The organism is Kitasatospora sp. NPDC054795, assembly GCF_053611565.1.
Genome location: NZ_JBSHAP010000017.1, coordinates 60,238 through 74,040 on the forward strand (window position 1 = coordinate 60,238; position 13,803 = coordinate 74,040).

The 13,803-nt window shown below is 73.6% G+C and carries 15 protein-coding genes; 11 read left to right on the forward strand and 4 right to left on the reverse strand.

Translation table 11 applies throughout. The annotated features are described in order from the left end of the window. Positions 1–6: 6 nt before the first annotated feature. Complete coding sequence (locus ACWGJO_RS08870) at positions 7–579, reverse strand: YbaK/EbsC family protein (RefSeq protein ID WP_452182825.1); 573 nt, start codon at positions 577–579, stop codon at positions 7–9. 36 nt (positions 580–615) lie between these two features. Then, complete coding sequence (locus ACWGJO_RS08875; RefSeq protein WP_452182826.1) at positions 616–1,464, reverse strand: universal stress protein; 849 nt, start codon at positions 1,462–1,464, stop codon at positions 616–618. 210 nt (positions 1,465–1,674) lie between these two features. On the opposite strand from ACWGJO_RS08875, the gene ACWGJO_RS08880 reads away from it, so the two are divergent. From ACWGJO_RS08880 to ACWGJO_RS08920, 9 genes are all read left to right on the forward strand, one after another. Continuing rightward, entirely contained in the window at positions 1,675–2,952 is a 1,278-nt protein-coding gene (locus ACWGJO_RS08880; RefSeq protein WP_452182827.1) for an ABC transporter substrate-binding protein, read from the forward strand. Further along, entirely contained in the window at positions 2,949–3,875 is a 927-nt protein-coding gene (locus ACWGJO_RS08885; RefSeq protein ID WP_452182828.1) for a carbohydrate ABC transporter permease, read from the forward strand. Before ACWGJO_RS08880 ends, ACWGJO_RS08885 begins: the two co-directional genes overlap by 4 nt. Further along, positions 3,872–4,705, forward strand: coding sequence for a carbohydrate ABC transporter permease (locus ACWGJO_RS08890; protein ID WP_359898312.1), 834 nt, complete (start codon positions 3,872–3,874; stop codon positions 4,703–4,705). The genes ACWGJO_RS08885 and ACWGJO_RS08890 overlap by 4 nt, the downstream gene beginning before the upstream one ends. Positions 4,706–4,778: 73 nt before the next feature. Continuing rightward, on the forward strand, positions 4,779–5,996 hold the full coding sequence (locus tag ACWGJO_RS08895) for an ABC transporter ATP-binding protein (RefSeq protein WP_452182829.1): 1,218 nt from the start codon (positions 4,779–4,781) through the stop codon (positions 5,994–5,996). A gap of 83 nt (positions 5,997–6,079) precedes the next feature. Beyond that, on the forward strand, positions 6,080–7,780 hold the full coding sequence (locus tag ACWGJO_RS08900) for a multicopper oxidase family protein (RefSeq protein ID WP_452182830.1): 1,701 nt from the start codon (positions 6,080–6,082) through the stop codon (positions 7,778–7,780). Between the two features lie 348 nt (positions 7,781–8,128). Continuing rightward, positions 8,129–9,073 (forward strand): SigB/SigF/SigG family RNA polymerase sigma factor, encoded by a 945-nt coding sequence (locus tag ACWGJO_RS08905; RefSeq protein ID WP_452182851.1) that lies wholly within the window; start codon positions 8,129–8,131, stop codon positions 9,071–9,073. A gap of 82 nt (positions 9,074–9,155) precedes the next feature. After that, positions 9,156–9,542 carry a hypothetical protein gene (locus ACWGJO_RS08910; protein WP_452182831.1) on the forward strand — a complete coding sequence of 129 codons (387 nt, stop codon included), beginning with the start codon at positions 9,156–9,158 and terminating at the stop codon, positions 9,540–9,542. Between the two features lie 122 nt (positions 9,543–9,664). Further along, positions 9,665–10,576 carry a DUF5133 domain-containing protein gene (locus ACWGJO_RS08915; protein WP_452182832.1) on the forward strand — a complete coding sequence of 304 codons (912 nt, stop codon included), beginning with the start codon at positions 9,665–9,667 and terminating at the stop codon, positions 10,574–10,576. A 195-nt stretch (positions 10,577–10,771) separates the two neighbouring features. Then, positions 10,772–11,212 carry an SRPBCC family protein gene (locus ACWGJO_RS08920; protein ID WP_452182833.1) on the forward strand — a complete coding sequence of 147 codons (441 nt, stop codon included), beginning with the start codon at positions 10,772–10,774 and terminating at the stop codon, positions 11,210–11,212. Between the two features lie 73 nt (positions 11,213–11,285). On the opposite strand, the gene ACWGJO_RS08925 is transcribed toward ACWGJO_RS08920, so the two are convergent. Next, complete coding sequence (locus ACWGJO_RS08925) at positions 11,286–11,696, reverse strand: hypothetical protein (RefSeq protein ID WP_452182834.1); 411 nt, start codon at positions 11,694–11,696, stop codon at positions 11,286–11,288. Between the two features lie 434 nt (positions 11,697–12,130). Between ACWGJO_RS08925 and ACWGJO_RS08930 the strand changes: the two genes are divergently transcribed. Then, positions 12,131–12,718 carry a restriction endonuclease gene (locus ACWGJO_RS08930; protein ID WP_452182835.1) on the forward strand — a complete coding sequence of 196 codons (588 nt, stop codon included), beginning with the start codon at positions 12,131–12,133 and terminating at the stop codon, positions 12,716–12,718. Between the two features lie 123 nt (positions 12,719–12,841). Continuing rightward, entirely contained in the window at positions 12,842–13,381 is a 540-nt protein-coding gene (locus tag ACWGJO_RS08935; protein WP_452182836.1) for a hypothetical protein, read from the forward strand. 20 nt (positions 13,382–13,401) lie between these two features. On the opposite strand, the gene ACWGJO_RS08940 is transcribed toward ACWGJO_RS08935, so the two are convergent. Continuing rightward, on the reverse strand, positions 13,402–13,623 hold the full coding sequence (locus ACWGJO_RS08940; RefSeq protein WP_452182837.1) for a hypothetical protein: 222 nt from the start codon (positions 13,621–13,623) through the stop codon (positions 13,402–13,404). Between the last annotated feature and the right edge of the window lie 180 nt (positions 13,624–13,803).

The window sequence follows — 13,803 nt, forward strand, 5'->3', positions numbered from 1 at the left end:
GGTCGGTCAGCCGGTGCTGCCGGCCAGACCCGGCAGCACCCGGGCGCCCGGCAGCTTCGTCAGCGCCCACCCGGGCAGGATGAGCTTGCCCCGCCGCCGCCCGCTGCCGACCAGCACCCACGGGGCCGCGGCCACCGCCTCGTCGATCAGCAGCGGCCAGTCGCCGGGCAGGCCGACGGGGGTGATTCCGCCGTACTCCATGCCGGTCAGCTCGACCGCGGTGTCCATCGGCGCGAAGGACGCCTTGCGCGCCCCCAGGTGGGTGCGCACTGCCTTGTTCACGTCCACCCGGGTGGTGGCCAGGGCCAGGCACGCGGCCAGGGTCACCTCCCCGGCGCGCTTGGCGGCCACCACCACACAGTTCGCCGAGAGCTCCGGCGGGGTGTCGTAGGCCGCGCAGAACACGGCGGTGTCCGCCTTCTGCGGATCGCTGTCCACGTAGAGCACCGAGACGGCGGCCTCCTGGTCGTCCCAGTTCTTCAGCGCGTCGGCGACGGGCGCGGCGAGCTCCGCGCCGGCCTCCAGCGCGGCCACCGCGGAGGCGAAGTTCCCGAAGGGCGGGCGTACGGACTCACTCATGGCACCGGACTGTAGCGCGCCCGGGCCGGCTCCCGGTCAGCCGTACGGGACGACCGCGACCGGGCAGTGCACGTGGTGGATCGCGGCGTGCGCCACCGGGCCGAGGTGGTGGTGGCGCAGCGGCATCCGCCGGACGCGGCGGCCGACGACCAGCAGCCGGGCCGTCGCGGCGGCGTCCACCAGGTCGACGGCGGGCTTGCCGCGGATCAGGTCGGTGGTCACCGTCACCTCGGGGTGCCGGGCCCGCCAGGGGTCCAGGGCCCCGTCGAGCCCGCTGCGCTCGACGGCGGAGACCTCGCCCTCCAAGCCGCCGATCGCCCCGTAGGACATGTACTCGCTGCCGGCCGGCGGGGACCAGACGTGGAGGACGCGCAGCGGCGCCGAGCGCAGGGCGGCGGCCTCGAAGGCGAAGGACAGCACCTCGTCCGCCGGGTGCGCCAGGTCCAGGCCGACCGTCACCGTGCCGTCCGGTTCGTCCCCGCCGGCCCGGACCAGCACCACCGGGCAGTCCGCCCGGCGCAGTACCTCCTGGCTCACCGAGCCGACCAGGAAGCCGCGCAGGGTGCCCAGCCCGCGTGAGCCGAGCACCAGCAGGGCGGCCCCGTGCGCGGCTGCCTCCAGCGCCTCGACGGGATCGGCGGCCACGGAGGTGGCGGCGACCTCCACCTCCGGTGCGAGCGTGCGCAACTCGCTCTCCCGCTCCGCCAGTTGTGCCAGCGCGGGGTGGTCGCCGGGTCTGCTCCCGGGGGCGATCTGCTTCGGTCGGGGCCACGCCTGGAGGACGTCCAGGCGCAGGCCGCGGCGCTGCGCCTCGCGGGCGGCCCAGGCGGCGGCGGCCAGGCTCTCGGGTGAGCCGTCGAATCCGACGACGACGGGTCCGGTCACGGCGTGCTCCTCGGTTCCGGTGCGGTCCCAGCCTCCGGAGGTTTCGGTGCGGCCAGTATCCGTGCCGACCCGGACCGGCGCCTCCCGGGAGCCCGCGGCGCGGTTCCGCCGTCCGGCTGGTCGCCCGGCCCGGCGGCCCGGGAGGCCGGGCCGGGTCGGGGGAGCCCGGTTAGGGTCGGCCGGACCGGTCCGTCCCAGCGCGGGAGAACGATGCCGAGGGTCCCCACGTTCCGCTCGCGGTGGGCGAGCGCCGCCGCCGGACTGGCCGTGCTCGCCTCCGCCCTGGTGGGCTGCGGGGGCGGTGGGAGCGGCGGCCCGGTCACCCTGAACTGGTACAACTTCCCGGACGACTCGGGCGCCCTCCAGCAGGCCGCCGACCGCTGTGGGCAGCAGTCCGGCGGCCGCTACACGATCCGCTACAACAAGCTGCCCCGCGGCGCCGACGGCCAGCGCCAGCAGCTGGTGCGCCGGATGGCGGCGCACGACACCGAGGTGGACGTCCTGGGCCTGGACGTCACCTGGCCCGCCGAGTTCGCCGAGGCGGGCTGGATCCGCGAGTGGACCGGGGAGATGCGCGCGCGGGCCACCGCCGACACCCTCGACGCGGCCGTGCGGACCGCGACCTGGCGGGACCGGCTGTACGCCGTGCCGTACAACTCCAACACCCAGCTGCTCTGGTACCGCGACGACCTGGTGCCGACCCCGCCCGGAACCTGGGCGGAGATGCTCTCCCGGGCGCAGCAGCTGGCCGCCGAGGGCAAGCCGCACTTCGTGGAGATCCAGGGCGCCCAGTACGAGGGGCTGACGGTCTGGTTCAACACGCTGGTCACCAGCGCGGGCGGCACGATCCTCACCCCCGACGCGCAGGCGCCCTCGCTCGGGGCGCCCGCCGTCACGGCCGCCGGGGTGATGCACGACCTGGCGACGTCGGTGGCCGCCGACCCCTCGCTGCCGAACCAGATGGAGGACCAGAACCGGCTCGCGATGGAGTCCGGGACGGCCGCCTTCGAACTCAACTACCCCTTCGTCTACCCCTCGATGAAGGCCAACCGGCCGGATCTGTTCCCGCACTTCCGCTGGGCCCCGTACCCCGCGGTGAGCGCCGACCGCCCCGCCAGCGTGACGATCGGCGGGATCGACCTCGCGGTGGGCGCGTACAGCCGCCACCCCGACCTCGCCGCCGAGGCCACCCTCTGCCTGCGCGACCGGGACAACCAGCTCACCAACGCGCTGAAGGGCGGCCTGCCGCCCTCGCTGCGCAGCCTGTACGAGACGGCCGAGCTCACCGCCAGCTACCCGTTCGCCGCCGACGTGCTGGCCGCCCTCGACTCCGCCAGCGTGCGCCCGCAGACCCCGGCCTACCAGAACGTCTCCATCGCCATCTCGCACACCCTCTCCCCGCCCGCCGGCATCCACCCGGAGAAGGACGTGGCCGACCTCCGCGGGCAGATCCAGGACGCCCTCGGCTCGAAGGGGCTGATCCCGTGACACCGTCCACCGAGACCGCGGCCGCACCGCAACCGGCCGGGTCCTCGCGCGGGGCCCGCCAGGAACGCCGGCTGGGCCTGCTGCTGTGCGCCCCCGCGGTGATCGTGATGCTCGGCGTCACCGCCTACCCGATCGGCTACGCCGTCTACCTGTCCCTGCAGCGCTACGACCTGCGCTTCCCCGAGCAGGCGCACTGGATCGGGCTCGCCAACTACGGCGCGGTACTGACCTCGCCGTTCTGGTGGCAGGCGCTCGGCGTCACGGTGCTGATCACCGTGGTGTCGGTGGCGGTCGAGCTGGTGCTCGGCCTGGCGCTCGCGCTGGTGATGCACCGGACGCTCTTCGGGCGCGGCACGGTGCGCACCGCGGTGCTGGTGCCGTACGGGATCGTCACCGTGGTGGCGGCCTACTCCTGGCAGTACGCCTGGACCCCGGGCACCGGCTACCTGGCCGCCCTGCTGCCGGAGGGCAGCGCCCCGCTGACGGAGCAGTGGCCGGCCGTGGGTCTGATCATCCTCGCGGAGGTGTGGAAGACCACCCCGTTCATGGCGCTGCTGCTGCTCGCCGGCCTGGCCCTCGTCCCGGACGAGACGGTCCGGGCGGCGATGGTCGACGGCGCGAGCTTCGGGCAGCGGCTGCGACTGGTGATCCTGCCGCTGATGAAGCCGGCGATCCTGGTCGCCCTGCTCTTCCGCACCCTGGACGCCTTCCGGATCTTCGACAACATCTACGTGCTGACCGGCGGTTCCAACGGCACCGGCTCGGTGTCGATCCTCGGCTACGACAACCTCTTCACCGCGCTCAACCTGGGCATCGGCTCGGCGATCTCGGTGCTGATCTTCGTCTGCGTGGCCCTCATCGCGCTGGTCTTCGTCAAACTGTTCGGCGCGGCCGCGCCCGGCGCGGAACCGGAGCACCGATGAGCGGCCGGCACACCCGGACCCTGACCGGCTGGGGCATCGCCAACCTGGTGGTCGTGCTCTACGCGCTCTTCCCGGTGTGGTGGATCGTGGCGCTCTCCTTCAAGGAGCCGAGCACCCTCTCCGACGGCGCCTTCGTGCCCCGCCAGTGGACCCTGGCCAACTACCGCGGCATCTTCCAGACCTCCGAGTTCACCCGCGCCCTGATCAACTCGATCGGCATCGCGGTGATCGCCACCACCATCGCCGTCGTGCTCGGCACCATGGCCGCGTACGCGGTGGCCCGGCTGCGCTTCCCCGGCAAGCGGCTGCTCATCGGGGTGTCGCTGCTGATCGCGATGTTCCCGCCGATCTCGCTGGTGTCGCCGCTGTTCGACATCGAGCGGGCGCTCGGGCTGTTCGACACCTGGGCCGGGCTGATCATCCCGTACATGACCTTCTCGCTGCCGCTGGCGATCTACACGCTCTCGGCGTTCTTCCGGGAGATCCCCTGGGACCTGGAGAAGGCGGCCAAGGTGGACGGCGCCACGCCGTGGCAGGCGTTCCGGCTGGTCATCGCGCCGCTGGCGGCACCCGGCGTGTTCACCACCGGCATCCTGGTCTTCATCTTCTGCTGGAACGACTTCCTGTTCGCGATCTCGCTGACCTCCACCACCTCGGCCCGGACGGTTCCGGCGGCGATCGCCTTCTTCACCGGGAGCTCCCAGTTCGAGCAGCCGACCGGCTCGATCGCGGCCGCCGCCGTGATCATCACGATCCCGATCGTGGTCTTCGTGCTGCTGTTCCAGCGCCGCATCGTCGCCGGGCTCACCGCCGGCGCGGTCAAGGGCTGAGACCTCCATCGAGTTCCCGCATCGAGTTCCCGAGGTTGAGCCCGCCCCACCCGGCGGACCAGGAAGGCGGATCGTGGCCGAGATCGTCCTCGACGGCATCACCAAGCGCTACCCGGACGGCGCCCTCGCCGTCCGCGACGTCGACCTCACCATCGCCGACGGCGAGTTCGTGATCCTGGTCGGCCCCTCCGGCTGCGGCAAGTCCACCACGCTCAACATGATCGCCGGGCTGGAGGACATCACCGAGGGCACCCTGCGGATCGCCGGGGAGGTGGTCAACGACCGCGCGCCCAAGGACCGGGACATCGCGATGGTCTTCCAGAGCTACGCCCTCTACCCGCACATGAGCGTGCGCGACAACATGGGCTTCGCGCTGCGCCTGGCCAAGGTCGACAAGCCGACCATCGCCGCCAAGGTCGAGGAGGCCGCCCGCATCCTGGACCTGACCCGGCACCTCGACCGCAAGCCCGCGAACCTCTCCGGCGGGCAGCGCCAGCGGGTCGCGATGGGCCGGGCGATCGTCCGCGACCCCAAGGTCTTCCTGATGGACGAGCCGCTGTCCAACCTGGACGCCAAACTCCGGGTGCAGATGCGCACCCAGATCGCCGCCCTCCAGCGCCGGCTGGGCACCACCACCGTCTACGTCACCCACGACCAGGTCGAGGCGATGACGCTCGGCGACCGGGTGGTGGTGATGCGCTCCGGCATCGTCCAGCAGGTCGGCTCGCCGCAGCAGCTGTACGACGAGCCGGTGAACCTCTTCGTCGCCGGGTTCATCGGCTCGCCCGGGATGAACTTCCTCGGCGCCGCGCTGGAGCAGGGCGCCCTGCGCACCTCGCTGGGCGACCTGCCGCTGGACGACCGCACCCGGCGCGCCCTGGAGCGCGCGGACGCGCCGCGCGAACTGATCGTCGGCATCCGCCCCGAGGACTTCGAGGACGCCGTCCTGGCCGAGGGGCACACCGGCGGGGTCACCGTCACCGTGACCGTCGAGGTCCGGGAGTCGGTCGGCTCGGACGTCTACGTCCACTTCGCGGAGGCGGGCGGACCGGCGGAGACCGAGGGCCTGGCCGGACTGGCCGGCCTTGCCGAACTTGCCGAACTCGCCGAACTCGCCGCCGACTCGGGCCGGGCCGACACCGGGATGCAGGAGCACCGCGTGGTGGCCCGGCTGAGCCCGGCCACCCGCGCCGCCGAGGGCGGCCCGCTGGAGCTGTGGGTGGACACGTCACGCATCCACGTCTTCGACCCCCGCAACGGGGCCAACCTGACCCACCCGGAGCGTTCGTAGCGTGGTACGGAAGGCCCAACCCCCGGCAGGCGCGCGGTGTGCCTGACCGGGGGCCCGCGAAAGTCGACCTAGATTGCCCGGCTATGAGAGAAATTGTCGGAATCAGTCGACGATCGGTACTCAAGGCCATTCCCGCAGCCGCCATCCTCGTGGCGGGCTCCGACGGGCTCCTCGTCGGGCCCGCGACGGCCGCGACGGCCGCGACCCCCTTCCCGCAGCCGGCCGTCCGCAGCTCCCGGTCCGCCTCCGACGGGTCGAGGGGGGTGCTCGACCAGGCACTCGACGTCCGGTTCACGGACACCGCCGTCCCGGGCTACGGGACGGTCACCACGCGCACCTACAACGGCACCATCCCGGGGCCCACCCTGCGGGTGCGCGCCGGGGACACGCTCTGGCTGACCCAGGTCAACGGCCTGCCGCCGAACCCGCCGAACCCGCCGAACCCGCCGAACCCGCCGAACCACGGCGGGCACAACCGGCCGCACCGCGCGAACAGCTTCAACCTGCACACCCACGGCCTGCACGTCTCGCCCTCCGGGAACGCCGACAACGTCCTGCGCGAATTCCCGCCGCGCAGCGCCGACGAGGCCGCGGCCGGCGCCCCCGAGCCGCGGTACCTGACCACCGTCGAGATCCCGCCCGGCCACCCGGCGGGGACCTACTGGTACCACCCCCACGCGCACGGCGCCACCGCCGAACAGATCGCCGGAGGGATGGCCGGGGTCATCATCGTCGAGGGCGACGTCGACGAGGTGCCGCAGATCAAGGCCGCCGCCGACCTGGTCGTCTGCGTCAACGAACTCCGGCTCAAGGACGGGAAGGTCCCCGAGTTCACCTCCGGCGACGCCCTGGCCGCCGTCCCGCCCACCTTCACCGTCAACGGCGCGGTCAACCCCACCCTCGCGCTGCGCCCCGGCGAGGTCCAGCGCTGGCGCCTCGTCGCGGCGACCGCCTTCACCACCCTCTCGCTCCAGGTCACCTCCGGGGAGCGGAAACTGACGCTGCATCAGATCGCGATGGACGGCGTGACCTTTCCCGCACCGGTCGCCGCCGAGACGGTGTCCCTGGCCGTGGGCAACCGCGCCGACGTGCTGGTCCGGGGCGGCGAGGCCGGGACGTACGAACTGCGGGCCAAGGGCGTGCCCGTACCGCTGATGACGATCGAGGTGGCGGGCGAGGCCGTCCGGCCGCCGATGGAACTGCCGACCGTGCTGCCGCAGGGCAAACCCTTCCTCGACGAGAAGGACCTCGCCGACCCGGGCAGCGACCGCGAGGTGGTCTTCCACGTCGACGCGAGGGTCTTCGACCCGCCGTTCCCCAACGCCTACCGCGTCCTCGGCAGCCACCCCACCCCCGCGGCCGATCCCGGCGGCGACCTCACCCGCGACCCCGCCTACGGCCTGTTCGACCCCGAGTTCGTCAACCACACCCTGGAACTCGGCACCGTCGAACGCTGGACCCTGCACACCGACGACTCCATGCCGGCCTTCCACCACCCCTTCCACCTGCACACCAACCACGTCCTCGTCACCCACCGCAACGGCCGACGGCTCGACCCGCCGGTCTGGCAGGACACCGTCGACCTGGTCGGCGGCAAGCCGGGCGACACCGTCACCCTGCTGGTCAAGTACGAGGACTTCACCGGCCGCACCGTCCTGCACTGCCACCAGCTCCAGCACGAGGACCTCGGCATGATGCAGCTGGTCGACTACGTCCAGCCGCGGCGGCCCGGGGAGCCGGGCCGGCCCGCCTGGCCGGGACGGCCCCGCCCGCTCGACCACTGAGCGTGCCGCCTCCCGGCCGGGCGGCCGCCGGTCGGGAGGCGCGCCCGACCACCCGCGCGGACACCGGTCGGGAGGCGCGCCGCCCGCCCGCGCGGGCCGTGCCGTTGCGCGACCGCCCGGAAAACGGACAGGAGAACGCCCGGAAGCAGGAGAACGCCTGGAACGTGAGTTCGGAAACGCCTCCCCGGGGTAGGAACACTCATACAGCGGCCGTGACCGTTCCGGCTGCTCGGCACCGTGGACGGTGCCGCCGGGACCGCGCTCGAAGAGACCGGGCACGGGTCCTGGGGGAAGAAGTCCGCGACGCACGAGGTGCGGATCCGCACGCGTCGCCGGGCGTTCACCCCGATGCCCAGGAGTGATCACGTGTCCATCCACCTGGAAACGACCGACCCGGAGGCCCCGCCCGAGGGCCTGCCCCCCGACCTGCCGCGAAGACCGACGGCGGCCGAACTGCGCCGGATGGGCAAGTCCGAGGCCCGCGAACTGAGCGACGCGCTGTTCGGACGGCTGGCCGGGCTGGCCCGCGAGACCCACGCCTACAGCTACGTGCGCGGCACGATCATCGAGCTCAACATGCCACTGGTGCGCTTCATCGCGGCCCGCTTCCGCCACCGCGCCGAGGACATGGACGACATCCTCCAGGTCGGCACGATCGGCCTGATCAAGGCCGTCGACGGCTACGACCCGCAGCGCGGCGTCGAATTCCTCACCTACGCGATCCCCACCATCACCGGCGAGATCAAACGGTTCTTCCGCGACACCTCCTGGCCGGTACGGGTCCCGCGCGGCACTCAGGAGCTCTACCTCTGCGTCGCCCGCGGCTCCGACCGCCTCGAACAGGAACTCGGCCGCCTCCCGCAGCCCGAGGAGATCGCCGAGGACCTGCACCTCACCGTCGAACAGGCCACCGAGGGACTGATGGCGGGCCGCGTCTACCGCCCCGACTCCCTGGACGCCCTGCGCGACCAGGACACCGACGAGAGCGGCAGCGCCCTGCTCGACCACCTCGGCGGCTGCGACCCCGGCATCGAACTCGCCGACTTCCGCATCGCGGTGCGCCCCCTGCTGGCCCGGCTGCCCGTCCGCGAGCAGACCGTCCTCGAACTCCGCTTCTGGAACGGCTGGACCCAGTCCCGGATCGCGGAGCGGATCGGCGTCTCCCAGATGCACGTCTCCCGACTGCTCAGCGCCACCCTGGCCCGGCTGCGCGAGGAACTGGAGGACCGCGACGCCCCTGGCTGGGCCGACAGAACCGACGGGACCGGCGGAGCGGCCGAGGGTGCCGCCTGAAACGGCGGGTGGCCTCGGCGGGGCCGCCTCGGGCTTGTCGTCGGGCCGTCGGGCCGCCGGGCGGTCGGGCGGTGGCCGGGCGTTGGCGATTGCGCATCCGGGGCACCCGGTGCGGGACCACGGGGGACGGCGCGGCGAGGCGGCGGACACCATGGGCGGACACGAGCGGGCGCGACCGCGCGGAACCGGAAGGCCGCCGCGCCGCGACCGCGCCCCGGAACCGTGGCTGCGCGCCGTCCGGCTCGGCCTGCGCGGCCGGGCCTGGGACCTGGTGCGAGGCCTGCGGCCGCGGGCCGTCATCGGGCTCGCGCTGCTGTCGCTGGGACTCCTGGCCGCCGGACCGGGGGCGTCGAAGACCCCCTTCCCCTGGGGCCTCGCGGGCTGCTGGGCCCTGACGCCGGCGACTGCCTTCGCGGTGCTCCGCGCCTGCGCCGACGGCCGGAAGCCCTCGACCCCCGACGTCCACTGACGGTCTCCGGCGGGTGTCAGCGGCCGTCGGCGGGCCGACCACCGGGGTGAGGCGGCCGACGGCGCGGTTTCGCTGCGTGATCGGCGCATACTTTCCGTAAACACACGGAGGTGCTCATGCCCATGGTGGATGTCGCTGCGCTCGGCCGGCTGGTCGCGGAGTACGAGGCCCTGTCCCCGTCGAGCTCGCCGGAAGCCGGGCAGCGGCTGCGCGACGTCTGCTACACGATCGGCATCTACACCGGGGAGGCCGACGCGGTCCGCGCGGTCGCCAGGGCCCGCCTGCTGCTGGCACGCCAAGGCCCGGCCGACGTCGCCACGGCGGCGGCCGGGGCGCCGGCGAACGACCGGGCCCGCGCGGCGCTCCTGGCCGAACTCGGCGAACTCGCGGCCCACGAACGGGTCCGGTCCGGGCCCCTCCAGAGCCTGCACGACGTGGTGCAGCTGACCCGGGTCACGGTCCCGGACTGCGTGGGCGCCGCCGTCAGCACCTGGCACGACGACGGCTCGGTCGAGACCTTCGCGGCGACCCCCTCGTACCTGCTCGCCCTCGAACGCGCGCAGGGCGGCTCGGAAGCGGGCCCGCTGCCCCGGCTCCGCCGCCAGGGCGAAGGACAGGTCGTGGTCCGGCTGGACCCCGGCCGGTCGGACCGGTTCGCCGACCGGGCCCGGCGCTGCGGCGTACGGGCCGTGGCCTGCGCCCACCTGCGCACCCACCCGCACGGCTGCACCGTGTTCAGCGCCTACCTGCGCACCCCGGTCGAGCCCGGCACCCCGGCCCTCGGCCTGGTGGAGGTGCTCGCCCTCCAGGCATCGGCCGCCCTCGACCGCTTCGCGCTGTCCCGGGCGGTCGCCGACCTGCTGGACCGCAGGCACGCCACCGGCCTCGCCATCGGCATCACCGCTGAACGGTTCGATGTGACCCCGCACACCGCGCTGAGCCTGCTCGTCGGCGCCGCCCAGCGGCTGGGCACGGACCTCGACACCGTGACCCGGCACCTGGCCGAGGGCGACGGGTCGCGCTCCGCGCCCTGAGCCGACCCGGTCGGGCCGGACTCTCCGGCGGCTTGGCCCGGGCCGGTTGGTCCGGGCGGGTCCGGTCCGGGTTCGGTCCGGGTCGGGTCGGACCGCCGGGACGGTGGCGGGATGCGGGATGGTTGCGCCGGTGCCGGACGGGCAGGTGCACAGACGGGCGGGAAGGCCCCGGCCGCAGCCTACGAGGAGGTCCTCATGAGCACGGTGAAGGAATCCGTGGACGTGGCCGTGCCCCTGCACACCGCCTACAACCAGTGGACGCAGTTCGAGGAGTTCCCGCGCTTCATGGACGGCGTCGACTCGGTGACCCGGCTCGACGACCGCCACATCCACTGGCGCACCAGCATCGACGGCGTCACCCGCGAATACGACACCGAGATCGTCGACCAGGAGCCCGAGGAACTGATCGCCTGGCGGGCCGTGGACGGCGACGCGGACCGGAAGGAGAAGGTGACCTTCCGGCGGCTCGACCCGGGCCACACCCGGGTCACCCTCGCCGTCGACGTCCGGCCCGAGCGGCCGGGGGAGAAGGCCGCCGAGGCCAGGGCCTCGGTCGACCACCGGGTGAAGGGGGACCTGAGGCGGTTCAAGGAGTACGCCGAAGCACGCGGACGGGGGCAGAGCGGCCCGGGCTGAGCCGACCGCGACTCGCCGCGCGTGACCGTCCGGACGGTGCCGCCGGCCCTGCGGATGCCCCGGGCCGGCCTCGTCACCCCGCGGCGGCCCGGCGGGCGCCGCGCCGGTACTCGGAGGCGGCCACCACCCCCAGCAACAGCAGCACCGGCGCCGCGAAGATCGCGAACAGATAGTTGCCCGACAGCGCCGCATACCCCAGCAGCAGCACCTGCACCCCGGCCATCGCCATGACCAGGACCCTGCCGTCACCGGGCCGCAGACGCCAGAGCTCGCGCACCGCCAACCCGTTGATCCCGGCCATCGTGTACCCCCCGAGCGCCAGCAGGTGCGGCATCACCTTCGACCTCGGCGCCACCTCGTCCTCGAACCCGACGCCGTTGTAGAACATCGGAACCGCGATGCCGAAGTACAGCACCACCGCCACCGACTCCAGGATGAGCAGCACGGTCGCCGCAGCCCGCGACAGCCAGGAGAGACGGGTCATGGTGTTGAGCCTTCCAGGGGGTTGACGCGGCGACATCCAGTGCGGCGGGCCGAAGCGGAGGTCCGCGGCCGCCCCTCGCCACCGGACGCGTGGCACGGCGGGCACGACGGGCATGATGGGCACGCCTCATGGCACCGCCCGACCCGGCAGCCCGGCATCGCAGCATAGTCAAGAAATGGCAAAGGCTGTACCGCGCCGCAGGTCGGAGAGGGCCCTTGCCTGCACGCGCGGGAGGTCGGGGCGGCGGGGGTTCGGCCGTCGGTTGCCGGGATTCGGTCAACTCGGCTGTCCGGCCGCCGGAGTTCGCCCGGATCGCGGGCGCACCGGCACGGCTGCTTCTACGCTCGTCCGAATACCGTGGCGTGAGGGGGAGTGCCGTGGCCCGTAGTCCTGTTCGGCGACGTCGGTCGACGACCGCCCGCCGGGTGCGGTGGATGAAGCGGAACGCGCCGCTGCTGGGGGCGGTCGCGCTGGTCGCGGTCGTTCTGGCCTCGCTGGTGGTCCGCTGGCTTGCCCAGCACCTCGTGCTGGTCGCCGTGCTGCTGGTGGCCGGCGCGGGCGCGGGTGTCGCCGTGCTGCGCTCGCGGGTGCGGTCCCGGCAGCGGGAGTTGGATGCGCGAACCGCCCAACTGCGGCACATCGGGTCGTTCCTGGCGATGACCCCGAAGGCCTTCGAGCACGCGCTGGCAGACCTGTGCCGCCGGGACGGCTGCACGAAGGTGAAGGTGGTCGGCGGGGCCGGCGACCTCGCGGCGGACGTCCTGGCCACCACCCCGGACGGGCAGCGGATCCTCATCCAGGCCAAGCGATACGGGCCGCGGACATCCGTCGGCTCCGAGGACGTCCAGAAGGTCAACGGCACCTACCGCGACGTCCACCACTGCGACCTGGCCGCCGTGGTGACCACCAGCTCGTTCACCAAGGCCGCCGCCGCGTTCTGCACCCAGGTCGGCATCCGCGCCGTCGACCAGCGGGCGCTCGCCCTGTGGGCGGACGGGCGGGGCAGGCCGCCGTGGGCCTGAGCCACGGCTTCCGTGGCCGGCGCCCGTAGGCCCGGGCTCCCGGGCGGCGCCCGGTCGTCCACGACGTCGGCTGTCGGCGGGCCCGCCTAACCTGGCGCAGAGAACAGGAAAAAGGGGCGGGGCATGAGCGTGGATTTCTTCTGGCGGCGGGTGGACGGAGCGGTTCTGGACGAACTGTCGCCGAGGGAGCTCCATGCCCTGGTGCCCGGCTGGTCCGACGACGACTTCGGGCCGCTGGACGAGGCCGGTGCGGTGCTGGGCGTGGAGCGCAACGGGTACCTGATGGACGTCGCGCTGACGAAGGCGGCCGGTGGCTCGGGCCCGGACTCGCCGGCAGCCCGACTGCCGGTGTTCGGAGGTGAGGAACGGGTGGTCGTCGAGGGGGATCCCGACTGTGACGACGAGTTCACCGAGATCAAGGTGTGGGTGCTCCGGCCCGATGAGGTCCGGACGGCATCGGGCTTCCTGGACGCGGTGGGCGTCGACGGGTTGGTGAGGACCGTGGACACCGCGGTGGCGGCCGAGGTCGTGTCCCTCGGGTTCGCCACCCCGTGGTCCGAGGCGTGGGCCGGTGCTCTGACCGCCGACCTCCGCAGGCTGAGGGACTTCTTCGCCGCGGCCGCCGCGGCCGGCGACGCGATGGTCACGTTCGAGGCCGCGTAACACCTGGTGCGCGGCCCGGGCTACTGCGGCGGGTCGGCGGGCGGGGTCGGGCCGTCCGGGAGTGGCTCGCCGAGCCTGCCGGTTCCCTTGCCCGACGGCCGCTGCTCGGATTCCTCCGGCGCCGCGATCCCGTCCGGCAACGGCAACGGCGGGTGGGTGGGCACCCTGGTGGGACCGCGGGAGCCGAGGCCTCGCTGCCTGCGCCACTGGCCCTGCCGGTCGCGCGGGATCCGGTCGCTCACGACATCCTCCTGGTGGCGCTGGGGCTCACCATTGTGGCCCGGGGGGAAGGAGTGCGTGGTGGGAAACCCGTCACTGTGCCACCCTCCGCGGGGGGGGGGGGGGGGGCGGGGGGGGGGGGGGGGGGCGGGGGGGGGGGGGGGGGGCCCCCCCCCCCCGGGGGGGGGGGGGGGTGAGTGAGA

Excerpts from the sequence above, each read along its gene's own strand:
- ACWGJO_RS08900 (WP_452182830.1), top strand. The coding sequence starts at position 6,080 with ATGAGAGAAATTGTCGGAATCAGTCGACGATCGGTACTCAAGGCCATT.
- ACWGJO_RS08905 (WP_452182851.1), top strand. The coding sequence starts at position 8,129 with ATGCCCAGGAGTGATCACGTGTCCATCCACCTGGAAACGACCGACCCG.
- ACWGJO_RS08920 (WP_452182833.1), top strand. The coding sequence starts at position 10,772 with ATGAGCACGGTGAAGGAATCCGTGGACGTGGCCGTGCCCCTGCACACC.
- ACWGJO_RS08915 (WP_452182832.1), top strand. The coding sequence starts at position 9,665 with ATGGTGGATGTCGCTGCGCTCGGCCGGCTGGTCGCGGAGTACGAGGCC.
- ACWGJO_RS08880 (WP_452182827.1), top strand. The coding sequence starts at position 1,675 with ATGCCGAGGGTCCCCACGTTCCGCTCGCGGTGGGCGAGCGCCGCCGCC.
- ACWGJO_RS08935 (WP_452182836.1), top strand. The coding sequence starts at position 12,842 with ATGAGCGTGGATTTCTTCTGGCGGCGGGTGGACGGAGCGGTTCTGGAC.
- ACWGJO_RS08925 (WP_452182834.1), bottom strand. The coding sequence starts at position 11,696 with ATGACCCGTCTCTCCTGGCTGTCGCGGGCTGCGGCGACCGTGCTGCTC.
- ACWGJO_RS08870 (WP_452182825.1), bottom strand. The coding sequence starts at position 579 with ATGAGTGAGTCCGTACGCCCGCCCTTCGGGAACTTCGCCTCCGCGGTG.
- ACWGJO_RS08890 (WP_359898312.1), top strand. The coding sequence starts at position 3,872 with ATGAGCGGCCGGCACACCCGGACCCTGACCGGCTGGGGCATCGCCAAC.
- ACWGJO_RS08930 (WP_452182835.1), top strand. The coding sequence starts at position 12,131 with ATGAAGCGGAACGCGCCGCTGCTGGGGGCGGTCGCGCTGGTCGCGGTC.